Source organism: Legionella sp. 16cNR16C (genome assembly GCF_021297775.1).
Lineage (GTDB): Bacteria > Pseudomonadota > Gammaproteobacteria > Legionellales > Legionellaceae > Legionella_C > Legionella_C quinlivanii_A.
In genome coordinates, this window is sequence record NZ_JAJTMX010000002.1 from 493,498 (window position 1) to 519,866 (window position 26,369).

Here is a 26,369-nt window from a genome sequence, read left to right on the forward strand (position 1 = left end):
GAGCCTATATGAAAAAGTAAGTTCCGATAGCAATCGTACGGTTGTAGGGTAAATTATAGAACTCGATATTCAGGTTAGCCGAGTAGTTTCGCATCAGAAATGCAAACAATTTCTCCTGCCAGTAGAAGGTCAGCGTTTTGATTCGCTTGGATGCCATCACATTTGGGATCTCAACCAGATAAGTTGCAGAATCGACATTCAGCTCATAAGGCAGCAGTTTTTTTTCATTAAGGGCTGACAGGGCATGAGGAATGGAAATATTGTCCATAAATCCATAATGCAGGGTCAGCTGACAGATTTTTTCATCAAGCTGGGTCAGCTCAAAACGTTTGCTGTAGTGAACTCTGGGCTTATTTTCCACCTGATAATTCACAATCAGAATATTCTCAGGAACTGCAAGACTTAGTTTAAGAAAATGTAAAAAGCTGCCGCCGCTGCGATCATAAATGTCGGTAAGAAAAATTGCAGTAACACCCGGAAGATGATTTAAACTTTTATAATGTAACTGCTTGATTATCTTTAGCAAATCGCCTTTTTGCATGTAATAGTGTTCTTTCAGATGCTTAAGACCTGTACTCCAGGTGTACATGACAATGGCAACCAATAAGGCAAAAAATACAGGCGCCCAGCCTCCGGTAAGAAACTTATGTGAATTTGCTCCCAGAAATGCTAGATCAATAATTAAAAACGCGGTGAAAACCAGGACAATGCGCAAGATTGACCACTTCCAGACAGTACGAGCCGCATAAACCACCATTGTTGTTACTAATAACATATCCAGATTGACCGCGATCCCATACGCATTGGCCAGTCCATCGGTGCTCCTGAAGAAAAACAGCAAGGCCATCGTACCGATTAGCAGAAAGAAATTCATTTGTGGAATGTAAATCTGCCCCTGATGTTCCGATGAAGTCTGCACAATCGGCAGTTTGGGATACAAACCCAGTAGAACTGCCTGTTTGGTTAATGAAAAAGTAGCCGATATGACTGCCTGGGATGCGATAACTGTAGCCAGCGTGGAAATAATCAACAAGGGCAGGAAAAACCAGGAAGGAGCCAGCAGATAAAAGGGATTTTCTATTGCTTCAGGATGCAGGAGCAGATTGGCGCCCTGGCCAAAATAGTTGAGTAATAAGCCTGGAAGCGCTACAAAAAACCAGCTATAGCGAATTGGATTTTTACCAAAATGGCCAATGTCTGCATACAGAGCTTCTCCACCGGTTACCGCCAGGAAAACCCCACCCAATAGCAAATACGCTCGCCAACCGTTTTCATAAAAGAACTCATAGGCATAGTAAGGATGTACTGCCTGAAGCACTTGCGGGTATTTAAAAATCTGCACTAAACCTAATACGCCAATCGTTATGAACCATAGTAAGATCAGAGGACCAAAGGCAGCACCGATGCGCCCGGTTCCTTTGGATTGCATTAGAAACAAACAAATCAGAATAGTGGATGATAATAAGGTAATATAGCTGTCGAATTTGGGCGACAATAGCTCAAGGCCTTCCATCGCACTGGTTACGGAAATTGCCGGGGTTAGCATGCCATCCCCAATCAATAAACCCGCTGTAAAAATCGCAATGAGGTAAAACCAGTGCCGATGCTTGCTCTGTTGCTGTTTAAGCAAGGCAAGTAATGCCAGGCCTCCCCCCTCGCCTTCATTATCCGCCCGGAAAATAACAATTAAATATTTAATTGAGATAATAATAATCAGCGACCAAAAAATAAGCGATAAAACGCCAAGCACATCAACTCGATTGATTGGCAGATCACCCAATGTTTCCTTGATTGCATACAATGGACTAGTTCCAATATCGCCATACACGATGCCTAGGGCAGCGAGTGCAGTAGAAAACGTTACTTTTTTTTCAGTCATTGTTCGACTTTTTTAATTAATGAAAGGATAACTATACCCAAACTCCTTGCTTCTGCGTAGTTTAATCAAAAAATTTTTCCTTATTTCTCAAGGAAAGCACTTCTGCTCGTTGCGAAATTGCAAGGGATCCTTAATAATGGAAAAATTGTTCTGTTCAGGATTAGGAATGCCTTTAATGCGAAATGCCCGGCGTTTGGTTTTTGCAGGTCTGCTGGCTTTTGGTTTAAGCAGCTGTTATCAGCCTCCCTATAACAATTTTAAGCCTTATAATCGAATGTACAAAGATACCGCTACGATTGGCGGGTTTGGAACTGTCGCAGGAGCCGTTGCTGGTTCAACCTTAACTGGAACAGGGATTGGCGCTGCCGCCGGCATATCCTACAGTATTTATAAAGACAGTCGACGCTCGCTGCTGAAAGCTCTGGAAAGAGAAGATATTCAATACATCCAGTATGGGGACACGATGACTTTAGTCGTTCCCACTGATCGCTATTTTATGTTTAACTCGCCCAAACTGAATGATTTGTGTTATGAAGGATTGGTAAATATCGTTAAACTGCTTCGGTGCCATGTTAATTGCTCAATTTATGTGGCGGGATTCACAGATGATATTGGCTCACGAGAGCATAAAAACAATTTATCCCAGGCACGTGCCGAAGCGATGTTAACGTTCCTGTGGGCGAATGGCATCCCGGCGCAGCAGTTAAATGCAGAGGGCTATGGCGATAAACATGCGGTTTCAGATAATAAGATTATTCATGGCAGCGCCCAGAACCGTCGCCTGGAAATTCAATGGTTTAATTGCTCTGCGCTGAGCCAACCTGCTGCTGCAGCAACCAAATAACTGACATGGAGTGTTTCTGATGGATTGATTATGATGAACTCAAGATTTATTGGCGGTATATTACTTATTGTAGGAACATCAATAGGCGGCGGAATGCTGGCCTTACCGGTAGCGAATGCTGCAACCGGATTCTGGCAGTCTTCTCTTTTTCTACTGTTCTGCTGGGCTTTAATGACGCTTGGCGCTCTGTTTATTCTTGAGGCGAATCTTTATCTTCCACCAGGCAAACACATGGTTTCTATGGCTGAGGCCACTTTGGGGATTCCCGGACTTTTAGTTGCCTGGCTTAGCTATCTTTTTCTATTATATTCCTTGCTTGCCGGCTACATTTCAGGCGGAGCAGATGTATTTTCAAGCCTGCTCAGCTTTATTAACATTCATCTGCACGAATGGCAGGCCATTGTCTTATTTACTTTCATCTTTGGCATGATCGTATATGGCGGCATCAAAAAAGTGGACCTCTTCAATCGTCTGCTAATGTTTGGTAAATTGGGGGCTTACTGCCTTTTGGTCTTACTCATCGCCCCTCACGTCAAACCTGCGCATCTGGTATCGGGAGATTACCGGTTCATCACTGGTACGGTGATGATTCTGATTACCTCATTCGGATATGCGATTATCATTCCTAATCTGCGGGATTATTTTAATGATGATTTAAAGACGCTACGCAAAGTCATTCTAATCGGTTCCTGTATTCCTCTGTTTTGTTACCTGGCCTGGGATGCCATTATCATGGGAACTGTACCCACCGAGGATAATCAGGGCCTTGCCGCTCTTTTACATGATGATCATACAACCAGCGCCCTGGCTGATATATTAAGCAGAACCGTCAATAGCCAGTTAATCACTTCCATTTTTAATTTTTTTACATCTGTCTGCATGCTAACCGCCTTTCTGGGAGTATCGCTCTGTTTAATCAGCTTTCTGGCCGATGGATTTAAGGTAGAGCAAAAAGGGCGTGCCGGCCTAATGCTATTTATACTGACATTTCTGCCCCCGCTGCTCCTGGTTATTTACTCTCCAGGTATCTATATACGCGCTCTTAATTATGCCGGCATTTTTTGCGTCATACTGCTTCTTTTATTGCCCGCGTTGATGACGGTTTATGGTCGAAAGCGCTATGCAGGGCGTTATACTGTCCCAGGAGGAGCAATCACTCAGTGGCTAGTAATTATTTTTTCCGTTATTTTAATGATAAATGCAATTTGGCAATTACTCAGTCATTAATCTAAAATCATAACTTAACGCCTAAGGCATTAAAGGAAGACTCAGGCTTGGGCGATAAGTTTCAAACAAGAGCGCAATGGATAGTTTTTTCTTTTGTTATGGCAAAGAACACATTGTTTATGGAATAATCCTATTGACATTGCATCCATTGTTATTTAACATTTCTGAATGAAATTTGATCAATATGGATAAATTAGTGACCAACTCAAAATTACTCGGCGGAATTCTTCTTATTGTAGGAACTTCTATTGGTGGTGGTATGCTGGCTCTCCCAGTGTCAACCGCTGAAGTTGGATTTACCAATTCCATCTTTTTTCTAATACTCTGCTGGCTGATTATGACTGTGGGGGCATTTCTAATTCTCGAAGTCAATTTACGGCTTCCTCCCGGTAGCAATATGGTATCTATGGCCAAGTCAACGCTGGGCTTGCCAGGGCAAATTATCGCCTGGATAACCTACTTATTCTTGCTTTACACGCTGCTGGCAGCCTACATATCAGGGGGCAGTGATGTATTAAATGGCATTTTGGCAAGACTGGGCATCGCTTTTCCCAGTTGGATTACTTCATTGATTTTTACTTTAGTATTCAGTCTGGTGGTTTATGCAGGGATCCGTGCGGTTGATTATGTGAACCGTGGATTGATGTTCGGAAAACTCGGGGTTTATCTGTTATTAGTGGCTATTATCAGCCCGCATGTGGATACCAGCAGTTTAAGCGGCGGCTCAGTGAAAGCCATTACGGGTAGCCTTATGATTCTGATTACCTCATTTGGTTTCGCATCGATAGTACCCAGCCTGCGCGACTATTTTAATGAAGATGTTGCTTCTTTAAGACGAGTTATTTTATACGGTTCACTAATTCCCCTGGTTTGCTACATTATATGGGATGCGGTAATTATGGGTGTCGTATCTCGTGACGGTGATGAGGGTTTATTAAGTCTGATGACAACCGAACATGCGACTAGCGGCTTAACTAATGCGCTGAGTAGTGCAGTTCATAGCCAATGGATCACCGGCTTTTTTGGCTTTTTCACCTCCATTTGTATGGTTACCGCATTCCTGGGAGTCTCAATCGGGTTATTTGATTTTCTGGCTGATGGCTTGTCCTTAAAGAAATCCGGACTTCAAGGTAAAGGGACTCTGGCGCTGACTTTTCTGCCTCCCCTTTTCGTAGTGCTAATCAATCCAGGAATTTACCTGCATGCCTTGGGTTATGCCGGGGTTTGCTGTGTTATCTTATTATTGCTTATGCCCGCAATAATGACCTGGAGTGCGCGCAGAATTGATAACTCAGACAGCCTGCAAATTGTGCCTGGCGGCAATGCTATGTTGAGCTTGGTGGCTTTGACTGCAATTTTTTTACTGACCATTGCGTTTTAGAGTTTGGTAGGCGATACTTCAGCCTTTTGGACTGAGATTTGAATACTTTATTCGATCTGAAAGCTTATGGTTAAATATCGTCCCTTTCTTAAATGGGCAGGCAATAAATACCATTGCTTAAACCATATACTAACTCATCTGAAACCAGCCAGGCGTTTAATAGAACCCTTTACGGGTTCTGGGGCAGTGTTCATAAACTCTGTATATGACAGTTACCTTTTAGCAGAAAATAATCCCGACCTGGTTCATCTTTATCAAATGGTACAGAATGAAGGCGATCGGTTTATTAGCGATTGTGCCGAATTGTTTACAGCGGAAAACAATGTGGAAAGTCTCTATTATCAGTATCGTGATGAATTTAATCACTGTACTGACATCAAAAGACGCGGTGCTTTGTTCTTATATCTCAATCGGCATGGCTATAATGGCTTGTGCCGCTATAACAAGAGCGGTATTTATAACGTACCCTTTGGACGCTATAAAAAACCCTATTTTCCCAGAAAAGAATTACTGAATTTTTATCAGCAAAGTCAGAAAGCTGAATTTCTTTTAGCAGATTTCAGAAGTACTTTTGCTCAGGCAAAAGCGGGTGACATCATTTATTGTGATCCCCCCTATGTTCCACTTTCGAGAAGCTCCAATTTTTCCTCTTACACCAGGACTAAATTTTATGAGCAGGACCAGATTGACCTGGCTATTCTGGCTAAGCAAAGCGCAGAACAAGGAATTACCGTACTTATTTCAAATCATGATACGGAATTTACTCGTCATCACTATAAAGAGGGCCAGATTATCACCCTTGAAGTTCCCCGTATGATTAGCTGTAATGCCGAAAACAGGCAAATGGCTAAGGAACTGATTGCGGTTTTTAACGGTTATTCCAGCTAACGCCAAAAGCTGTAATATTGACCAGGAGCTTTCTTGCATGGCAACCAGTAAAATTCTGGTTGCCAGCTTCGCCTATTGAATAGTTGAGCGAAAGTCCTTCATGAAGAAAGCGAGAATCATCACCATTAGCAATGAAAGCGGCAGAACTGAAAGAGCAAGCTGATAATCCACGATGCTGTAGATATGCTCCCCTGCGACCACATGACTATCACCAAAAGTATCCAGTAATTTACCAACCAGAGGCTGAAACACCACACCGCCAAGAGTGACAATCATGTTAACTGCTGCAAACACAGTGCCGGATAATTTGGCGCCGCTATTTTCCTTACCCATAATAAATACAATAATCTCTGTCGCGCTGAATACACCATAGAGAAAGAGCAGAATATTTAAGGTGGTATACGATAGGCCTGGATAATACAGCACGATGCTGATGCAAATAAGACTTAAAATAGCACCGGCCACCAGAGGAAACACCCTTCTGCCACTAATATCAGAGAAATAACCGGCTATCGGCGCACCGACAGCCCATCCCAGAAACATAGCTGAAACGGTTCTTGCCGCCTGCGCTTTCGTGAGGTGATGAGCCTGTTCAAGGTAGGTTTTCCCCCATAACTCGCCAAAGACAGACAGGGAGGTATAAAGACAAGCACCTACAAAGCCGATAAGCCAGACTTGCGGAGACGATAAAACATGCCAGACATTCGCGAAAAACTCTGGCCACGGTTGCTTGTTAGCGATATGTCCCTGAGGACCATCGCGCACGACCAGGAAAGTAATTACACTAAGTACTGCGCCAATAATGATCATCATCCACAATACATGCATCAGACCTAAGGACACTGCCATATCGGTAATTTTCACTTCGCCATACACTAATCCGAGCATGCCCAGAGTAGTGATTAACCCGGCAACCAGTGAAAAATAACGACGGGGCAGCCATCGCAAAGCCAGAGACAGGACACCCACAAAGGCAAATGAGGAGCCAAATCCCACCAGAAAACGACCGCTGCCCGCGATAAGCATGGAAGAGGTGTTTGTAAACATCCATGAGCCCAGTGTACAGCAGAGGCAGGCGAAGGTTAACAGTCTGCGTGGACCGTAGCGATCCATCAGCATGCCTACAGGAAGTTGCATCGGTGAATAGGCAAAATAGTAAAAGGCAGATAATTGGCCAAACGTGGTAGCTGAAATATGACCAAACGCAGCACTAAGCTCGCTTTGCAATGCGCCTGGTATAATTCTCAACACAAATTCATAGCAGTAGAAGAAAGCTCCTACAGTACAAATTAATATTCCCAACAGGGCTTGTCTTCTACTAATAGATTCAATCATTTGTATTCGCATAAGTTTCTTTGAGGAAAAAAGTCAGGATAGCTGCGATTATTATTCCAAGCGGAATAATTGACAGCGCAAACTGATAGTCATCCGCTGTATAAAGCTGCTGCAATTTATCAAGCGATAAGGTGTCGATATTGATTACGCCCGCATGTGAAGCGAAACTCATATCCAATAGCTCGCCCACCAGCGGCTGCAGGAACATGGCACCCAGCATAACAATCATGTTGGTCATCGCCATCGCTGTACCCGCTGCTTCAGTCGGGCTTAATTCACGGCCTACTGCAAACACAATACATTGCGCGCTGTATAAAAGACCCAGCATAAACATCAGAACACTGATGCTGCCCTCATTAAGGCCGGGGAAGTACAGCACAAGCATCATAACGATGGCAGCACCTGTTGCTCCCACTAACATCGGCAACTTGCGGCGTTTGATTTTATCAGAGATGAGCCCCATCATCGGCGCCCCGATTGTGAAACCTAAAAACAGCAGGGAGTTAGCGAAGTCAGCCCCTTCCTGAGTGAGCCCGTGGGCGTGTTTCAAATAGGGTATGCCCCAAAGTTCAGCAAATACGGTGGTAGGCAAATAAACCAGGCAACCAAACAGACCATTAATCCAGATTTGGCGATTGCGCGCAATAATACCCAGGTCAATCATGCTTTTACGGAAGTTATCAACCGTTCCGCTACGGCGCTGGTGACTTCTTTTATCCTTGATACCGAACCATAGAACAAAGATCAACGCAATGCCCACATAGGCGGTCAATTGCACGGTATACTTCCAGCCCATCTTAATAACCAGAATACCCAGAAGATTGTCGCCAATCATGGCACCAATCGTCCCAAGAGCAGCGGCCATACCGGATACCATTGCCAGCTTATCTTCAGGCAACCAGATAGTCGCCAGTTTTAAAACGCCGACAAAGGCAAATGCAGAACCAAAACCAACCAGAAAGCGACCTGTTGCCGCTACCCAGAAAACATTGGTTCCTGCGAAAATAAAGGTACCAATTACGCATATAAAGCAAGCGATAGTAATGAGCAGTCGTGGACCGTATCGATCCAGCAGCACTCCGACAGGAATCTGTAATGGAACATAGGCATAATAGTAAAACGCAGATAACAAACCAAAGCCGCTGGCGGACAAATTAAAATGTTCGCGCAAAGCAGGTTCCATAACACTCGGTGATATTCTTAAAAAATACTCGTAGCTATAATAAATAGCACCAAGACCACAAATCAACCAGGCACTCAATAAATACCTTTTATCATTTTTACTACTCAAAATGAGCTCCTTAACGACGGTTAAGCACAAATTTCAAAAAGATGGATTAACGCTTTTTGATCTGACTAACGCCACTTGCTATTGCTGCTTTCGCCACAGCAGTGGACACTTGTTCTTTTAAGCGAGGATCGATAGGCTTGGGAATAATGTAATGAGGACCAAATTCCCAACATTGATCAAGCCCGGGATAGTTATCCTTCACTACTTGAGGTACAGGTTCATGCACCAGCTTCCGAATTGCTTCGACTGCCGCCACTTGCATGGCCTGATTAATACAGGTTGCTCTGACATCGAGAGCACCACGAAAAATGTAAGGGAAACATAGGACATTATTAACCTGATTAGGGTAATCACTTCGGCCGGTTGCAATGATGATATCATCGCGGATGGCATGCGCCACTTCAGGTAAAATCTCGGGAATTGGGTTGGATAAAGCAAAGATGACCGGTTTCGGAGCCATCAGGTTCAATAAATTACCGCTTAGTAAATCAGGTTTTGCGACACCGATAAATACGTCTGCGTCAACCAGGGCGTCCGCCAGGGTTCTCGCTTCCGTTGTTCTGGCAAAGGCAAACTTATAGGCATTTAAGTCATCTCGCCCGGTATGGATCACGCCTTTTGTATCTAAAAGCGTCATATTTTCTTTATTAGCGCCTAAAGCAACTAATAATCGCATGGAAGCAATACCTGCAGCACCTGCACCAATACAGACAATACGCGCGTCTGCCAGTTTCTTATTCTGAAGTTCCAGGGCATTCAATAAAGCAGCCGCTACTACAATGGCAGTGCCATGCTGATCGTCATGAAATACGGGAATGGATAATTGTTCCACTAAAGCTTGTTCAATTTCAAAACACTCAGGGGCTTTGATATCTTCAAGATTAATACCACCAAAAGTCGGCGCAATTCGTTTGGCCGTAGCAATAAAGGCCTGTGGATTTTCTGCGTCGATTTCAATATCAAACACATCGATATCAGCAAAACGCTTGAAGAGGACTGCTTTTCCTTCCATAACGGGCTTGCTGGCTAATGCGCCTACATCTCCCAACCCCAAAACAGCAGTGCCGTTGGTCATAACTGCAATTAAATTGCCTTTGGCTGTATATCTGAAAGCATTTTCCGGATCTTCTGCGATCGCCAGTACCGGCTCTGCGACTCCAGGTGTGTATGCTAAGGACAAATCCTCCTGAGAATTGGTCGGCTTGGTTACATAAACCCCAAGTTTTCCAGGAGTTGGAAATTCGTGATATTCCAATGCGCGTTGCTTTAAGACCTCTTTATCCAAAATTCTCACTCACTTTTCGGGAAATCGGAAAAAATCATATAGAAAAAGCAAGAGAAAGAACAGTCATTCTGCAAAAAAAAGGCGCATAGTGTTGCGCCCCCTTATGGATCCTGTAATCTCCACGTTTCTCTTAAATATTCTCAGCCAATTATTGTTCACGTTTCTTATAACGATCCAGGAATTTCTGAACACGTCCTCCAGTATCAACCAGTTTTTGTTTACCGGTGTAAAAAGGATGGCAATAAGCACATACTTCAATATTTAAAGGCTTGCACAGTGTGGAACGAGTTTCAAAACTGTGACCACAGCTACAGGTAACTTTAACTATTTCGTATTGGGGATGAATAGAAGTATTTGTATCACTACTCACTTTGGCATTCATATCACTACTCACTTTCATTACGGTATCGCCACCTGAACCTGAAAGTCAGGCACCATACCCAGTTATTTAAAGACTGTGCAGATTACCAGAAATACCCGCCCAAATCAATTTTAACGTATAGTATAGACCAAATTCAGAACGGCTTGACTGAAATAATTGATAGAATATTGAATTAAATTTATGCAAAAATTAACCCGCTCCTGTCAAAAATACAATCTCAATTCGCTTTAGCCTGATATTTTTGCCAGAGCTTCTGCACAGGACCACTGCTGTTTAACAATTCATCAGTACATCCATCGGCAATAATCTCCCCCTGCTCGAGCAAAATAACGCGATCAAATTGCGGCAACAGATGCAGACGATGGAGAGTGACTACAAGCGTTGCTTCGCGGTATGTCTCGATAATACCCGAAAGAATTTGCTTTTCAGTGGGCAAATCGACACTTGAGGTTGGCTCGTCCATCAGAATGAGAGAACTGAATCGCGCCGCAAATAGCCCTCTTGCCAAAGCCAGCCTTTGCTTCTGCCCTACCGATAAATTTAGCCCTCTTTCGCGTATATCGGTTAACAATCCTTTCGGCAGTTTTTCAAGCACAGGCTTGAAGCAGGCCAGCTCAATTGCTTTATCAATCACTTCCCGACTCGTCTCAATATCCATCGTTATATTAAATTCAATCGTGTTTTCAAAAATTTCCGGCTCCTGAGGGATTAGGGTAGTGATCGCGTGAAGCGGCTCCAGGGAATGAAAATTGACCCCGTCGATCTGAAGTTCAACCGTTTGCGGGTGATATAAGCCTGACAATAAATGGAGCAGCGTACTTTTTCCCGCACCGCTTGAACCGATTAATGCAATTTTATCGCCGCGTTTAATACCAATGCTGATAGGTTGAGCAGGCATTTTTTTATTAGACTCAGAATGATTAAATGTTAAATTTTTAATCGATAAACTATGCCATTGCTGAGCCAGGGCTTCTCCGGGTACCGGATGGGACAGAGCTTCAAGATCCTGAATAATCGGTTTAATACTTTTTACATCTGTATCCATGCGAACCAGGTCGCTATAGTGCATACTCAGCGCATAAAACACTTCGGCCAGATCCCACTGATAACGAAAAATCATCACCACCGTTCCAATCAAAATGCCATCAGTGGTTTGCAAATGATAAACGATATACACAATCAGAATAATCGATTGAACCACGGTCAGAAGCATGCCCATAATGAACCACTTCAACTCGTTGACAACCGATTCCTTCCTGAAAAATGGCCAGATGGCTATGAGACGCTGTGAGAGGTTATTACGTGTAAACTGAGCCAGTCGAAGTGTTAAAATAGTCGTAATATTACTGATATAGTCAAAAAGACCAGCGCCCACATGATTCTCCACCTCATTTTCTGATTCATAAAGCGGAATTAGTTTGCGATCAAACAAGATCACCATCAGTGCTGCGGTTAGACAGGCAAGAAAACTGAATACTCCGACCGGTAAAGAGAGCCAGAACAGGAAGGCTATAGACACCAGAAACTTGATAATCGTCTCAATATAAATAAATTGTTCTTCTGCAAAGCGTCTAAGGGCTGTCGAGGCGCGATTTAATCTGGTGATAATATTTCCTGAATGATGATCCTGATGCCATTTAAGAGGTAATTCAGTGAGCTTCTCATAAATTTGCAACTGGAACGCCTGCTGTATCCGAAGCGCAACCCGTCTCTCTACAACCCGCGCCGGACCATGAAAAAGCCAGAACAAGGGCACTAGCAGCACTCCCATGATCAGCCAGTACAAGACTTCTTGTAACCGCCCAGGCTCAAAATGTTGCAAAACATCAATGGTTTTTCCAAAGGCATAAGGACTTAAGCTCATACAGGCCTGGGCAATAATATAGGCGAGGTAATATCCGATAATAACTCGGCGCCAGGTCTGGCCATGCGCCCAGACGGTTTTAAGCAGGTGAAAATAGGGATTTTGCATGCATGCTCTCCGCTTGGCGATTCCTGAAAAGGATACCGCGAACATAAGCCACGGTACCTGGCGAGGGTCAACTCAAAATGTTAAAAAGTTATTATTTAAGCGAAGAGCGTCCATTTATAGATTTTTACAGTTAAACTCCGGATGCATCTCAATTATATTTTTATAGATTTGCAAACTTAAATCTTTGATGCCATCCCCTTGCGGCGAAGAAGGATTGCCCTCACCCGCTTTGCTATTTAGCGCGACGGCCACTGTCAGATTACTGCATTCACTCCATATATAGGCCACCCGATATCCGAGGGTGCTGCCTTCGTAAGCCCAGAAACGGTTTTCAAGTTTTGGCTCATAAAAATATCCGACGCCTAAGCCAAATCCATCTTTTTGTTGGGCATCGATATTTGCAATCTCCTTGCCGCCAGGAATGGAAACTACTGTCTTAAGTTCTCTCAAGGCTTTCTGGCGATAATTTTCACCAAACATTTTGCCATTGTACAGCGCCTGCACCCAGTGAATTACATCGCTTATATCGGATACAATTGCACCGGCAGCTCCCGCCCAGGATAAATTATTTTTGGTGATATCAATTAATTTTTCTGTTTTCTCATCATAAGTGTATCCATGCGCCATCTGCGGTATTAATTTCTCCAAAAGCGCCTGGCCGTTTTCTCCGGCAGGATAGTAGCTGTTCATTAATAATAAAGGCGTTAACAAACGCTTTTGCAGTTGATCTGCAATTTTCGTATTGCTTACTTTTTCCACAATCATTCCCGCGAGGATATAATTGCTGTTGGAGTAATCAAAATGGGTTTCGGAACGCGGAGCAATCGGTTTAGCGGGATCAGCATATTGTAACAATTCGGCATCTGACCATTGGCGGGTCATGTTTTCTTCCATAATTTTATCGAATTGTTCATTAGCACTATAATTCGGGATACCGCTGGTCATATTCAATAGATCTTTTATTTTGACATCCTTCCATTGTGGATATTGCGGTAACCATTTACCCACGGGATCTTCAATGGACAGCTTGCCCTCACCCTCCAGTTGTAATAGCAGGGCGGCTATAAACGATTTGGTTATACTCCCAATTTCAAACAAGGTTTTTGCAGTAACTGGTTTATCAAATGGCGCCTGTCCTTCATTGCCGGCATAAAAGCTCTGAATCGTGCCTTCCTGAGACCCCATTTTCTGCGGCAGAAATATGGCAACAGCAATCCCGGTTAAATGCTCAACTTTCCCTCTTGTGGCAAGATAGTTATCCACTGTGGATTGAATTTTCTGATGGGCAAAATGGAGTGTTTCGGTGCTGGCGGCACTCAAGGAAAACGATGATAAACTTAACAATGCAGAAACCAAAATCCTTTTCATATGCATTAATTCCTCTCAAATTTATATTGATACCTTTTTATAGGACGCGGCGCAAGCTCAGGAGCAAAAATCCAATTCCTCTTTCGCCAGACTAAGTGCCTGGGTTCGCCACTCATCCAATAATCTGACATTCTCCAGACTTTCCTGAAGCGTTACTCGTTCCAGTAATTTGGCAGAAGGCTCAATAATTAATGTATTCATCGTATTAATCTGATAGGTATATGCAGACAATGGACTTGTCAGCTTTATTTCCTGCGGCTTATCCTCATTAGAACGATAAACGCGGAAAACCTGCTCCCCATTGTTCGGGAACCAGGGATTGCTAAGCATCTCCAGTCGTCCCTTGGTACCCCAGATAGCAAATTGCCAGCTCATATCCAGATCATCAGAAACAGTGATGGCAGCGAGGGATTGATCGTCAAAACTTAGAATAGCTGATGAGCGAGTATCATTATGGGAATGGTTCGCGTTCCTTATTCCAATTGTTTTCAAATTGACTACATTAGCCGTTGATAAATAGCGGATCAGGGACAATGGATAACAACCCAGATTAAAAATAGCTCCACCTGCTACAGGGTTAGCCAGATGAGCTATTTTGGCTGTGTAAACTGCCTGGAATAGTTGAACGTGGCCAATCAGGTTCTGCTGCAAAATGGATTTAATTTCCTGTATCAGCGGATGACAACGATACATAATTGCCTCCATGCAAACCAGACCTTTTATTTGCGCAGTGGCCATTATATCGAGCGTTTCTTCTTCATTGAGGGCCAGGGGTTTTTCACACAATACATGCTTACCAGCCTCCAGGCTTTTGACTGCCCACTCTTTATGCAAATGATTCGGCAAGCCTATGTAGACCGCATCAATTTCCGGATCAGTCAGTAAATCAGCGTAATGATTGTACGGTTTGGAAATGGAAAATTCATTGGCAAAGGCTTTAGACTTCTCCGCGTCTCTCCCGGCTACCGCGAGAACCTGCCCATTCCTTGATTCAGCAATAGCCGCTGCCATATGCTGAGAAATAGAACTTGTACCCAAAATTCCCCATTTAATTGTTTTCTGGTCCATGAAAATTGACTCCTTATCAATCTAATCCCATTCAAAATATTCGTCGATTAACTTTTCAATCGTGGTTTTATCTTTCTTTACCAGTTTTTGCTGCGGTTGTGCAAAGTTAAATGTTTGCAAGGCTTCATCCAGGGTGACGAAGGTATAACCATGTTCACGATACAGGTTAATAATGTCGGGCAGCACATAAGCATTCAAGATATTGGCATGAATTAATAGAATCTGTGCCTGATCCGTTTTATGGTTATAACGATTATTTTCTTCGGCAATCAAAGTCTGCTTCCAGATGAACTCCAGATAATCATATTTCACTTCTTCCAAATAGGCTCTTCGGTCATCCTGCGGCACCGACAAAAGCCGCTGGTTAAATATGAAGTCTTTGCTGTCAATGGTAATCGGAGCAATTTTATAATGCTTCGATGCGAGGTATTTCAATACCTTTTCCTTTTTTTTCTGTTTCCCCATCGCCAGATAGGGGTAGCGGAAGTATTTAGGCTCTGTGAGCACCGGCGCCAGTATCTTGTCGGCCTCCTCGATCTCCTGGATATACCTTTCAGTCTTCACCTTATTTAAATTAATGTGAGACATGGTGTGGTTACCCACCCCAAATCCCGCATCTCGGAATTTATGAAGCATCGGCCAGTTGTCCTGCCGCACATTCCCAGCAATTACGAAGCCTGTGACTGGAATCTCATTATCCTTAACAAGCTTGATAATCCGGTCCAGGTGAAAATTTTTATACTCGCCTACAAAAGGCAAGTCATCGATGGTAATCGCTATTTGACGCTGCGTGTAACCAGAGGAAGTAAAAACCATTAAAGTTATTAAAATTTGTAAAACTGTTTTCATAAATACTATCATTGTTGAACTGCCTTGGCGGCATGTCGTCAAACCTTAAAGAAAATGCAGCGCTCCTGTTTCCGGATAACCGGGGACCTGCCATCGGTGCCATAAGGTTAAGGAATTTGTCATTCCCGCGGAGGCGGGAATCCATTCGTCAACTGGCATTATAGCTAGCTCAGAGCTGGATCCCCGCCTGCGCGGGGATGACAGTTTAATATAACTTAATAGCAAGTCCCGTCCCGTAACGAGGCATGCCGCAAAAAAATAGCATTCCCCCTGTGCAGAAATAACAGGCGTTAAGAGCAATCTCTTTTTCAGGGTTATGAAATGATAACAGCTAAGAAGCCAGCAAACAAATTGAATACATGAGTTTTCAGAGCAAAGACGCCATTTAGTTTTCGCTTTGTACAATTTCCAACACTTTTTCTTGCGGCAAGACATTAAAAGTCTTGCGAATTTGCTCGAGAGGCTGGTCCATTACTTCCCAGTAATCCCAGTTATCAAACAAATCGATGTTCATCAGACTTCCTCTTTTTAAAGCAAGGAATTGCTCCTCCGGATTAAAATTACCGGTCATGCGCGGAACATCAATGGGAACGGTTTTAACGCCTAAATGGAACTGGCTGATAATAAATAATAAAATCCAGGGTCTGCCCACATTTCTAAATCCGGCTGTGAAAGAGGCCACTTTAAGCTCACCGGCAGGTGTCGTGTCGTAACCGCCTACAACATGCGCCATGTCATGATAAGTCATCATCACCGGAGTGCCGTATTTTTCTCCCGGAAATATAAACTGATGCTCATCATAAAATCGCCAGAACTCCTTTCCCAGCGTACCATCAGGAAATTCTTTTAATTCATGGTATTTTTTAGCGAGTTCGGCATCCTGATAAAAACCCTTCATTCCGCCTACAATTTTATAAATCCCTTTGAACTTTTCTTTTTCCCAGGCCTTGGAGATTGTTTCACCAATATACATATGACGAACCACATCAAAGGCATAAAGAACTCGATGCTGATTAGCGAGCTTTTGCAGTGCATCCACTAAACTGCTATCGACCTGAAGCGCTTTTGTATAAGCTCGTACCAGATCGACTTGCTCCGCTTTAGGGGTTCCATTGACTGTAGAGACAACCACCATTGCCTCAGCAAATTGCTTCCTTAACGCAGGATCAATAAATTGCTGCGCCAGCTCTTCGGGTTCAACCGGCTCGCTGAGTTCCTCTAAAGGAAAATGGGTATCGGTAATGAATTTTTGAGCAGCTTCGAGGGTTCTGATTTGAAGCTCCGTTAACTCCTTAATTTCAGGATCGGCCAGCATTATCGCTCTGAGCACTTTCAGTCCGGATTTCGCTTGCTCAGCGGAAGGTTTTAACAGGCGCATGTCTGCCTCTCCAATCTCTTTATTACTAAGTTATAGACTTATTTTGAGCAAAAATCGATACGGTTCAGCAGTTTACTTGCCAGTGAGTCAGACTAAAGCTAGGATGAAATTAATTCACCGATTTCTAAGGACAAAGTAAGGATATGCCACTCATTGAAACGCAGCATATTAATGCAAGCCATGAAGATTTTTCAGGTAATAACGGTATTGGCCGATACATTTTTCTGACCGGCTCTGATGAACGGGCACGAGAGCTCAGCGAGCAATTTGAAGAGGTGATTGTCAGAAAACATCCCCGACAGCATAATTTTTACATGGGAAAATTACTAAACCAGGGCAAAGCGATTGATGTCGCAGCCATTTCCACAGGAATGGGAGGACCTAGCGCCGACATTATTATTAATGAACTCATTATGCTCGGCGCTCGGCGGCTGCTTCGTATCGGTACTGCGGGCTCACTGCAACCGGATACTATTCATGTGGGCGATATTGTTGTGGCCACTGCAGCGGTTCGTGACGATAAGGCGTCCTGGGATTATATTTATAGAGAATATCCGGCGATTGCTTCCATGGAATGCCTGATTGCCGCCCACCGTGCCGCAAGACTTCTGGCTCATCAATTCCCTGTTCATTTCGGTATTGTCCATTCTAAAAGCTCGCTGTATGCGCGTGAGTTTCACTATTCATTCATGGAAGAGAATGATCAGTATATGAAAACCATGCATTTGGCAGGTATTCTGGCAACCGAGATGGAGTGTGCGCAGCTATTTACCTTAAGTTCATTAATGAGTGCTAAATTAATTAGTACAGAAACCAATCCCATTCCCATTTTTTGCGGCTGTATACTTGCTATTGTAGGGGATAAAACCTCATTTTCTGATGATAAACAGAAAATTAAACAAAGCATTGATTTTGCAATGAGCTTCGGATTGGAAACCGTGAAAGCCCTCTCCATTATTGATCAGGAAACACATCACGATTTTTAACACCCGTTAAGCTCTTATTTGACCATTTCCCCAGACCAGCCATTTGTAGCTGGTCAGGGCATTTAGGCCCATGGGCCCTCGGGCATGCAACTTTTGCGTACTGATGCCGATTTCCGCACCCAGACCAAATTGCCCGCCATCAGTAAAAGCGGTAGACGTATTGACGTAAAGTGCTGCAGCATCCACCGTCTGCAGAAAATGATCTATTACGTCGGAGTCTTCGGCAATGATCGCTTCGCTATGACCTGAACTGTAACGATTAATATGTTCGATGGCCTTTAATGGAGAATCCACTGTTTTAATCGACATTTTATAATCTAAAAACTCCTGTCCGTAATCCTTATCTTCGGCCCTGTGAAGCAAGTGTTCTGGGTAAAATTGGTGTAGACTTTCAAAGCTTGGCGAATCAGCGAAAATTTCTACATCCTTTTTTGCCATCGCTGCAACAATTTGCGGAAGTTCGAAAAGCCGCTCAGCATGAATGATAAGTGTATCCAGCGCATTGCAGACGCTGACGCGCCGGGTTTTGGCATTATAAATAACCGGAACTGCCTTTTCCAAATCACCACTTTTATCAAAATAGGTGTGAACAATCCCGGCACCAGTTTCAATAACCGGGATGCGCGCATGCTCTCTTACGAAATCAATCAGGCTCTGACTACCACGCGGGATACATACATCGATATAGTCATTGGCATTGAGCAAAGCCGGCAATACTTCCCGCTCATTGGGGAACAAATACACAACATCTTCGTCCACATCATTTTCACGCAGAGCTCTCTTGATAATTGAAACCAGCATGCGGTTGCTATGCTCTGCCTCCTTCCCTCCTTTCAAAACACAGGCATTTCCAGACTTGAAACACAAGCCAAATACATCAATAGTGACATTGGGCCTGGCCTCATAAATGATCGCCACCACTCCCAGAGGAACCGAGACTTTTTGAATTTTTAACCCATTCGGCCGTTGTTTCTCCTCAAGAATCTGATGCAAGGGGCTTGGAAAATTGGCTACAGCGATGACATCATCAGCCAGCGAATGGAGCCGTTCTTCAGTCAGTAGTAATCGATCATAACGTGGGTCCGAGGAGGACATTTGCAGCAGATCCTTTTGGTTTTCAGATAAAACCTCTGGAATCAATTGTCGTAAAGTGTTGGCCAATGAATGCAGAATCGCGTCGATTTTAGCTTCGCTTAAAGCCGAAAGTTTTCGGCTAGCCTGTCGCAGTTTTTTTAATTCAGAAATAATATCCTGCTGCATTTTAAATCCCCTCCCTACTTGCCGCGGCTTTATCGACATTTAGACTATCAATGACAGATTACTAAAAAATATGTAAATGGTCATAATGAATAAATTCGGGTTTATCCTTTTGGCCCAGAAATTCTTTCAATTTACTCGCGTCATAGCGGGCAATGCCAATGCCGACTTTCATATGCTCGAATAAAATTTCGACTAAATCCCCTTTCCTGAATTCGCCGATACAACTTTCAATCCCTACAGGCAGCAGGCTAATCACTCGGCGATTGTCTTTAAAAATCTCAAATAAGCCTTTATTAATAGATATCGCCCCATGCGGCTTTTCCGCATTGTAAGCCATCCATCGTTTTATGTTGGACGCATTTTTTCGCGGTAAAATCCTGGTGCCGATAGTTTCGCCTGCCAGAATTTTTAAAAGAATATTGGGCTCATCCATACAGGCGATGTGCGTGGTGATACCCAGTTTTGACATTTTACGTGCAGTGGACAACTTACCAGCCATTCCCCCTCTCCCCATCGTGCTTTTGAGCCTGGAAACGCTTGGCCAATCATTGTCGTTTTTAATTTCAGAAATAAGACGCGCCTCCGGACTGTCCGGATGATGACTAAAAACACCTGCAATATTACTCAGAATAATCAATTTGTCAGCGTTAACCTGTGCGGCAATTAATCCGGCTAATTCATCATTATCGGTAAACATTAATTCCTGAATCGCCACGCTGTCATTTTCATTAATAATGGGAATAATATTGCGATGATTTAATAATTCTCTGATTAGTCGGGCAATATTTAAATAATGCTGACGGGTATGAAAATCCTGTTTGGTTAACAACAGCTGCGCCGTGAGTAATTGGTACTTGCCAAAAAGAGAAGAGTAGGTTTTCATCAGTTCAGGCTGACCAATCGATGCCAGCACCTGTTTTTCAGCGATGGAATGCCCATATTGGCGGGCCAGATAATCTTTACTTATTTTTCGCCCCGCACCAACGGCTCCGGAGCTGACCAGAATGACATGATTCCCCTGCTCCTGCAGGGGAACAATTTGCTCAACCAGATGCAGAATGACAGGCTCGTTGGGCGTTCCATCGTTTGTCAGAATGCTTTGTGTACCAACCTTAACTACAATAATCATTTAAAATCCAGGGAGCAATACCTGCTATTGCATCTCATCAAATCGCTGCTTAACGGCATCAATATTGTTCACTGCCTGGAGAATGACATCGTTGAATTGTTCTAACTGCTCTTTATTCTGCTGCTGGAAGCTTTCCTTTGTCACGCCTTCCTCCAACACCATCGATACCAATCCCCTGATACTCTCCCGAGCCTTATCAATTTCGCTCAGAAGTGTTTGGAGAGGAAGCACCAGCGCATCACCTTCCGCTATAACAGCAAGTTTTTGCTGAACTTCCACAGCCATGCTCTCTAATTTGCTATCGAGATTGACAATATTGAGCTGTGCGTCGCTATCCATTAGATTTAAAAACAATTCGGGTTCCTGCTGTTCATCGTTTACCATACCTGCTCCAGATTACCTAAGGATTGCTTCACTTGTCGAGCCTATAATTAAATTTTATTATTTTTTCTTATATCGTAGATGAATTTCTTACTCTTCACAAATAATGCTATCATGCCCTTTTTTTAAGCATTAAGAAAAATATGTTGCTTGATGGATTATTCATTATCGGTATTGGAATTGAAGCCATTACTGGCGCTCTCTCAGCAGGCCGCAAGAAAATGGATTTTTTTGGTGTGATTGTTATCGCCTGTATCACCGCCTTAGGCGGCGGCACGGTCAGAGACGTCCTCTTTGACACCTATCCACTTACCTGGGTTACCCATCCTGAATACCTTCTTTTTACTGCAGCATGCGCGGTTATGACAATTTTTATCGCGAATTCCTTGCTCAAAATTATGAAAATATTTTTAATCCTCGACGCTCTGGGATTATCCACTTTTGTGATTATTGGAACACAGAAAATTTTAGCCAGCGGTTTCCCACCCTTGGTCGCGGTCATTGGCGGTATGTTAACAGGTGTCAGCGGAGGGATGCTGCGGGATATTTTATGCAATGATATTCCACTGGTATTAAGAAAGGAACTCTATGCCATGATTGCACTGGCTGGCGGTTTGCTTTTTATTGCTCTGGAGCATTTTCAGGTGCCCGTCAATATCAATATCGTAGCCACTTTTATGAGCATATTCACTGCCCGTTTACTCGCTATTTTTTATCACATCGAAATGCCAAAGTTTGAAATAATGGGAACCAGGAGAAAAGGGAACTAAGAGGCCGGGCTTGGCAGCCTAATGGCACCTACTTAAGATATTTACCTAAGTCCCTCGGCTTGTGTACAGCTTGTCCGAGGGACGTAGAAGCAGGGGGTGAAGCCTTAAGGCAGCGTCATTAGGCTTGACCTCTCATCTCCTATTATTCTTCTTCACGCATACCGAGAATAATCACGTCTTCCACCGGCACGTCTGAGTGACCCATTTTATTGCCTGTTTTCACCTTGGCAATTTCGTCAACTACTTCCATACCTTCTACCACTTCACCAAAAACGCAGTAACCAAAACCCTGGGCATTTTCTGCTTTAAAATCAAGAAATCCATTATCGACCACATTAATGAAGAACTGTGCTGTAGCGGAATGGGGATCCATTGTTCTTGCCATAGCGATGGTGCCGCGCTTGTTAAGCTTTGCTGTTTTCGCCTCATTCTTGACCGGACTGTTGGTCTTCTTTTGTTGCATATCAGCGGTTAATCCACCTCCCTGAATCATAAAGCCAGGGATAACGCGGTGAAAAATGGTATCGCTGTAAAAACCGCTGCTTACATAATTTTTGAAATTTTCCACCGTCTCGGGGGTTGTATCTGCGTGTAACTGCAAGTGAATATCACCCTTTGATGTGTTGATAATGATCATGAAATCTCCTGTTGAAATAGTTTTAATTGCGAGTTTCGTTAAGAATCAGATTTCGCATTTGCGTGCAAACCTCGTGCATGACATGCACATTATGAATGCTGGCCAGTGCGGTGAAGACATTGGATTTCTGTTTAAACAAATGATGCAGATAAGCTCGTGAATGCGTTTTGCAGGTATAGCAAAGGCAATCTTCCATGATCGGAGCCAGATCATTGGCAAAGCAGGATTTTTTGATTTGCAGCCGATGATTATCATACTCACTAGCAAAACGCAGCCAATGGCCATCTTTAACAATTTTACCAGAGTATAAGGCTCCATGTCTTGCATTACGGGTGGGGGCTACGCAATCGAACATATCGATTCCTTCCGCTACTACATCGAGCAAATCCTGGGGCGACATGCCAACCCCCATTGTATAGCGGGGTTTATGTTCAGGGAGATATTCTCTCACCCACTGGATAATCTCGACTGTTTTCTTCATATCGAAACCCACGGTTTCACCACCAATAGCGATACCGTCCAAATCCATACCGGCTACAAACCTTGCACTTTCAGAGCGCAGCTCCTGGAAAATACCGCCTTGAATGATCCCGAAAAGCGCCTGTCTGGCACCGTAGCGCGAAGCAGGATATTGCTGGTGATAATCAATGGACTGCAAAAGCCAGCGATGTGTCCTTTCCATAATAAGGCGTACTTCTTCAAAGCTGGATGCATCAGGTGTGCATTGGTCAAATGCCATTATGATATCCGCGCCAATTATTTTCTGGGTTTCCAGGGACATTTCCGGTGTCATATGAATCAGACGGAAATCCCCCGGCAATTGAAAATGAGCACCCTCTTCATCAATACGACAGATTTCCTTGTTTTTGGACAGGCTAAAAACCTGAAAGCCGCCGCTGTCGGTCAGCATCGGGCCATCCCAACCCATAAAGGGATGCATGCCGCCGGCCTGTTCAATAACTTCCATACCCGGAGCACAAAGCATATGATAGGTGTTACCGCCTAAAATAATCTGGCTGCCTGCTTCTTTCAGCTCTAAAGGCATCATGTTATTAACGCCTGCGCGAGTGCCTACGGGCATGAATACCGGGCTTATAAACTCCCCATGAGGAGTGCACACGCGAACAATACGCGCATTGTTGCGGGAATATCTGGCAATTACTTCACAATTAAATGTTGACATGAAAACTATCTAACCTGTTATATCAATTCCCAATAGCGCATTTCAATGGAATAAACACTATTTCAATTTAAATTCCAATTTGCGGACATTATACGTCAATCGTTGGGAATTTATGCAAGCCTGATTTTATAATGACTTTTCATTCAGATAATAAATAATCATTGATCCGATAATAATGAATAAAAAATATAAAGCAGACCAGGCAGGCATTGATAGACCCAGCCATTGCCAGTTTACTTCAGCACAATCACCCGATCCCCAGAACAGAGCGTGCATGACATCTTTCAGGGGGAAATATTTCACCATCACATCAAGCCCGGGTAAACAGGCTGGAACCTGATCTGCAGGCAAAGACTGAAGCCATAATTGCCGACCTGCGAAAAAAAGCCCGGCGCCGGCAAATACAATCTGCAGCAATTGCATTTTTTGCAGCTGCAAAATTGCCTTGACAAACAACATAGCGATACCGACGCAAACTATGATGAGCACACAAATCCGCTGCATAATACAAAGCGGGCAAGGCTCCATCTCTTTCACATATTGAAAGTACAGAGAAGCGCCAAAAACCAGCATACTGACTAATACCAATACATATTGCAGCCGTTTAGGATTTATAAGGTTCATGATGGCGGCAACATGTATTGAATGGCTTCTTTCAAATCCTGCTCTGTGCAGGACTGGCATGTGCCCTTAGGCGGCATTGCATTAAGCCCTTTGATAGCAGAGGCCGTCAAGCCGTCGATTCCCTTGCCTAAACGCGGTTTCCAATCAGCGGCGTCATGCAGTTTGGGAGCCCCGGCAACACCCGCCTGATGACATACTGAACAAAATTGTTCAAAAGTATCCTGGCCTGGCTTTTTAGCAACGGCTTTCTCTGCCGCAGGTGCCGTTTTCTGAGTGGAGGCACTACCTGCATCCTCCTCAATATCCACACTGCCTATCGGCTTGATCCGCTCCTCAACCTGCTGACGATCAAAATCCTCGAGAGCCCAGCTCATTGGGCAAACCGTGAATAATAATATCCACAACACATAAGGCATGCTGATTCCTTTTATACTTAACTTCCAAAATGATAACGCCATCTGCCAATGATTTCCAGTTAGGAAACAGGGGAAACTACTGATTAACCCCTTTTCATGTCAGGAGTTTTTTATAATAATTAGCCCCTCATTAGCACAGATAAGATTAAATTTGATACAATCTCATCATTAACGCGTTATTGTACATTTAGGTTAGCAGTCATGAAGTCATACTTAGTCGCAGCATTTTACAAATTTGTTTCTATACCCAACCATGAAACCTTAAGAGAACCTTTGTTGGATAAAATGGTGGAACATGGCATTAAGGGCACAATCATTCTCGCCCACGAGGGCATTAATGGTACGTTCGCAGGATTGGAGAATGAGGTAGAAGCATTCATTGAACACTTAAGAAGCTATTCCGGCTTTGCTGATCTTCACTTTAAAAAAAGCTATGACGAGACTAATCCCTTTGACAAGTCCAAAGTTAAACTGCGCAAGGAAATTGTATCCTTCGGAATTGACGATATCGATGCGGCCACTCAAGCGGGTGTTTATGTAAAACCTGAGGAATGGAATCAGCTGATTCAGGATCCAGAGGTACTTACTATTGATACGCGAAACGACTATGAAGTCAGTCTTGGCAGTTTTAAAGGCGCAATTAATCCAAAGACCTTAAACTTCAGAGATTTTCCTGAATACGTACAGAATAATCTGATACAGGACAAACACAAAAAAATAGCCATGTTTTGTACTGGCGGTATCCGTTGTGAGAAATCAACCGCTTATCTTAAGAAGCTGGGCTTTGAACAGGTTTATCATTTGGAAGGCGGCATCCTTAATTATCTTGAAACTATCCAGGAAAATTCCTTATGGGAAGGCAGTTGTTTTGTATTTGATAATCGCGTAGCGGTCAATGCAGAACTCGAACCTTTGGAAGAAGGCACCGTCGATCTGGAATGGAAAAATAAATGCCGGCAACAGGCATTGGAAGGGGAAGAATAATTTTCCAAGGCTCTCAATCTGGTCCTGATATATTTGATTGGAGGGCTAACAGCGTTGAGTAGACACGCTTTTTTTTAAAATTATCCTGAATAACAAAATAGTCGGTTACTAAATCACATGCCTTATATATCATCGCTTCAACCTTATTTGCAGCTTTTGGGATTAAATTCTTCTGCCACACTTACCGATGTTAAAAGAGAATATAAGAAGCTGGCTCTAAAATACCACCCTGATAAAAATCAAAATAACGAGCAAGCAATAACTGATTTTCAAGCATTACAAACGGCTTATGAAATATTAGTAAGGTATGAAGAGAATAAGACCCGAATTAAAGACGATAATCTCTATTCTTGCGAAGAAAATTATAATTATGTATCAGAAGAAGATGACAGTGATATATTTGGCTTTTTTGCTCCCAAATCTCAAAGAAAAGAATTTATACTCACTTGGCAAATTAAGCACAACGAGTCAACTATATGCCTTTCTCATCCTGCATTCTTCGGATGTAGTAGTGATGAAATTATATTTTGGTATATAAATACATCGAAAGCTTCTCTTGTTTTACCAATAAATAATAATCTCGCTTTAAAGAAAACGTTAAGGTGCTCTTTGTATCAGGCACTGGGCCCTCAGTTAATAGTGTCCTGTGATGATGATATAGAAATGGCTATTAAACTTCCTCAGTCTCAATCTGATTTGGAGAAGATACTCAGGATTCTTTCTATTAATTATGAGATCCCTGCCTCAGTGCTCAGTTTCGTTAGCGAGAAACTTAATTGTGATGATGTCTATTCCTTTAACAATAGATTGCCTGGTACAAGCACATTCGTTTAAAAATCCTGCTCACACAAT

At 43.2% G+C, this 26,369-nt stretch carries 25 protein-coding genes; 8 read left to right on the forward strand and 17 right to left on the reverse strand.

The window, feature by feature from the left end; genetic code table 11:
* Positions 1–4: 4 nt before the first annotated feature.
* Positions 5–1,879, reverse strand: a complete 1,875-nt coding sequence (locus LXA66_RS06195; protein WP_233012417.1) for a potassium transporter Kup — start codon at positions 1,877–1,879, stop codon at positions 5–7.
* Between the two features lie 136 nt (positions 1,880–2,015).
* On the opposite strand from LXA66_RS06195, the gene cmpA reads away from it, so the two are divergent.
* The 4 genes from cmpA to LXA66_RS06215 all read left to right on the forward strand — a co-directional run bounded on the left by cmpA (position 2,016) and on the right by LXA66_RS06215 (position 6,219).
* A complete protein-coding gene (gene cmpA / locus LXA66_RS06200; RefSeq protein WP_233012418.1) occupies positions 2,016–2,723 on the forward strand; it encodes a C-OmpA-like family protein CmpA in 708 nt (235 codons plus the stop codon).
* A gap of 33 nt (positions 2,724–2,756) precedes the next feature.
* Positions 2,757–3,950, forward strand: coding sequence for an amino acid permease (locus tag LXA66_RS06205; protein WP_233013023.1), 1,194 nt, complete (start codon positions 2,757–2,759; stop codon positions 3,948–3,950).
* A gap of 196 nt (positions 3,951–4,146) precedes the next feature.
* Positions 4,147–5,331 carry an aromatic amino acid transport family protein gene (locus tag LXA66_RS06210; protein ID WP_233012419.1) on the forward strand — a complete coding sequence of 395 codons (1,185 nt, stop codon included), beginning with the start codon at positions 4,147–4,149 and terminating at the stop codon, positions 5,329–5,331.
* Between the two features lie 66 nt (positions 5,332–5,397).
* The gene (locus LXA66_RS06215) at positions 5,398–6,219 is read left to right on the forward strand and encodes a Dam family site-specific DNA-(adenine-N6)-methyltransferase (RefSeq protein WP_233012420.1); all 822 of its coding nucleotides are present in this window, start codon (positions 5,398–5,400) and stop codon (positions 6,217–6,219) included.
* A gap of 72 nt (positions 6,220–6,291) precedes the next feature.
* Here the strand turns inward: LXA66_RS06215 and LXA66_RS06220 are convergent, their stop codons facing one another.
* From LXA66_RS06220 to LXA66_RS06260, 9 genes are all read right to left on the reverse strand, one after another.
* Positions 6,292–7,554 (reverse strand): MFS transporter, encoded by a 1,263-nt coding sequence (locus LXA66_RS06220; protein WP_233012421.1) that lies wholly within the window; start codon positions 7,552–7,554, stop codon positions 6,292–6,294.
* Positions 7,547–8,845: an MFS transporter gene (locus LXA66_RS06225; protein WP_233012422.1), complete on the reverse strand. Its 1,299-nt coding sequence runs from the start codon at positions 8,843–8,845 to the stop codon at positions 7,547–7,549. Before LXA66_RS06225 ends, LXA66_RS06220 begins: the two co-directional genes overlap by 8 nt.
* Positions 8,846–8,891: 46 nt before the next feature.
* Complete coding sequence (locus LXA66_RS06230; protein ID WP_058506339.1) at positions 8,892–10,130, reverse strand: malic enzyme-like NAD(P)-binding protein; 1,239 nt, start codon at positions 10,128–10,130, stop codon at positions 8,892–8,894.
* A 148-nt stretch (positions 10,131–10,278) separates the two neighbouring features.
* Positions 10,279–10,530, reverse strand: coding sequence for a 50S ribosomal protein L31 (gene rpmE / locus LXA66_RS06235; RefSeq protein WP_370637194.1), 252 nt, complete (start codon positions 10,528–10,530; stop codon positions 10,279–10,281).
* A gap of 199 nt (positions 10,531–10,729) precedes the next feature.
* Entirely contained in the window at positions 10,730–12,484 is a 1,755-nt protein-coding gene (locus LXA66_RS06240; protein ID WP_233012423.1) for an ABC transporter ATP-binding protein, read from the reverse strand.
* Positions 12,485–12,598: 114 nt separating this feature from the next.
* Positions 12,599–13,852, reverse strand: coding sequence for a serine hydrolase (locus LXA66_RS06245; RefSeq protein WP_233012424.1), 1,254 nt, complete (start codon positions 13,850–13,852; stop codon positions 12,599–12,601).
* 57 nt (positions 13,853–13,909) lie between these two features.
* Positions 13,910–14,920 (reverse strand): Gfo/Idh/MocA family protein, encoded by a 1,011-nt coding sequence (locus LXA66_RS06250; protein WP_233012425.1) that lies wholly within the window; start codon positions 14,918–14,920, stop codon positions 13,910–13,912.
* Positions 14,921–14,941: 21 nt separating this feature from the next.
* Positions 14,942–15,769 (reverse strand): polysaccharide deacetylase family protein, encoded by an 828-nt coding sequence (locus tag LXA66_RS06255; RefSeq protein WP_233012426.1) that lies wholly within the window; start codon positions 15,767–15,769, stop codon positions 14,942–14,944.
* 385 nt (positions 15,770–16,154) lie between these two features.
* The gene (locus tag LXA66_RS06260; protein WP_233012427.1) at positions 16,155–17,147 is read right to left on the reverse strand and encodes a ubiquinone biosynthesis protein COQ4; all 993 of its coding nucleotides are present in this window, start codon (positions 17,145–17,147) and stop codon (positions 16,155–16,157) included.
* Between the two features lie 143 nt (positions 17,148–17,290).
* Here LXA66_RS06260 and LXA66_RS06265 point away from each other — a divergent pair, with 143 nt between their 5' ends.
* Positions 17,291–18,133 carry a nucleoside phosphorylase gene (locus LXA66_RS06265; protein ID WP_112220525.1) on the forward strand — a complete coding sequence of 281 codons (843 nt, stop codon included), beginning with the start codon at positions 17,291–17,293 and terminating at the stop codon, positions 18,131–18,133.
* Between the two features lie 6 nt (positions 18,134–18,139).
* On the opposite strand, the gene LXA66_RS06270 is transcribed toward LXA66_RS06265, so the two are convergent.
* The 3 genes from LXA66_RS06270 to LXA66_RS06280 form a co-directional block, all read right to left on the reverse strand.
* A complete protein-coding gene (locus LXA66_RS06270; protein ID WP_233012428.1) occupies positions 18,140–19,393 on the reverse strand; it encodes a glutamate-5-semialdehyde dehydrogenase in 1,254 nt (417 codons plus the stop codon).
* Positions 19,394–19,454: 61 nt separating this feature from the next.
* Positions 19,455–20,522, reverse strand: a complete 1,068-nt coding sequence (gene proB, locus LXA66_RS06275; RefSeq protein WP_233012429.1) for a glutamate 5-kinase — start codon at positions 20,520–20,522, stop codon at positions 19,455–19,457.
* Between the two features lie 24 nt (positions 20,523–20,546).
* The gene (locus LXA66_RS06280; RefSeq protein ID WP_112220528.1) at positions 20,547–20,906 is read right to left on the reverse strand and encodes a hypothetical protein; all 360 of its coding nucleotides are present in this window, start codon (positions 20,904–20,906) and stop codon (positions 20,547–20,549) included.
* Between the two features lie 140 nt (positions 20,907–21,046).
* Here LXA66_RS06280 and LXA66_RS06285 point away from each other — a divergent pair, with 140 nt between their 5' ends.
* Positions 21,047–21,673 (forward strand): trimeric intracellular cation channel family protein, encoded by a 627-nt coding sequence (locus LXA66_RS06285; protein ID WP_233012430.1) that lies wholly within the window; start codon positions 21,047–21,049, stop codon positions 21,671–21,673.
* A gap of 142 nt (positions 21,674–21,815) precedes the next feature.
* On the opposite strand, the gene LXA66_RS06290 is transcribed toward LXA66_RS06285, so the two are convergent.
* The 4 genes from LXA66_RS06290 to LXA66_RS06305 form a co-directional block, all read right to left on the reverse strand.
* Positions 21,816–22,310 carry a peptidylprolyl isomerase gene (locus tag LXA66_RS06290; protein WP_233012431.1) on the reverse strand — a complete coding sequence of 165 codons (495 nt, stop codon included), beginning with the start codon at positions 22,308–22,310 and terminating at the stop codon, positions 21,816–21,818.
* Positions 22,311–22,332: 22 nt separating this feature from the next.
* Positions 22,333–23,493: a tRNA guanosine(34) transglycosylase Tgt gene (gene tgt, locus LXA66_RS06295; RefSeq protein WP_233012432.1), complete on the reverse strand. Its 1,161-nt coding sequence runs from the start codon at positions 23,491–23,493 to the stop codon at positions 22,333–22,335.
* A gap of 126 nt (positions 23,494–23,619) precedes the next feature.
* Positions 23,620–24,117, reverse strand: a complete 498-nt coding sequence (locus LXA66_RS06300) for a disulfide bond formation protein B (protein WP_233012433.1) — start codon at positions 24,115–24,117, stop codon at positions 23,620–23,622.
* Positions 24,114–24,533, reverse strand: a complete 420-nt coding sequence (locus LXA66_RS06305) for a cytochrome c5 family protein (RefSeq protein ID WP_233012434.1) — start codon at positions 24,531–24,533, stop codon at positions 24,114–24,116. The genes LXA66_RS06300 and LXA66_RS06305 overlap by 4 nt, the downstream gene beginning before the upstream one ends.
* 201 nt (positions 24,534–24,734) lie before the next feature.
* Here LXA66_RS06305 and LXA66_RS06310 point away from each other — a divergent pair, with 201 nt between their 5' ends.
* Positions 24,735–25,517 (forward strand): rhodanese-related sulfurtransferase, encoded by a 783-nt coding sequence (locus LXA66_RS06310; RefSeq protein WP_233012435.1) that lies wholly within the window; start codon positions 24,735–24,737, stop codon positions 25,515–25,517.
* Positions 25,518–25,634: 117 nt separating this feature from the next.
* On the forward strand, positions 25,635–26,351 hold the full coding sequence (locus LXA66_RS06315) for a J domain-containing protein (RefSeq protein WP_233012436.1): 717 nt from the start codon (positions 25,635–25,637) through the stop codon (positions 26,349–26,351).
* The last annotated feature ends 18 nt before the right edge of the window (positions 26,352–26,369 follow it).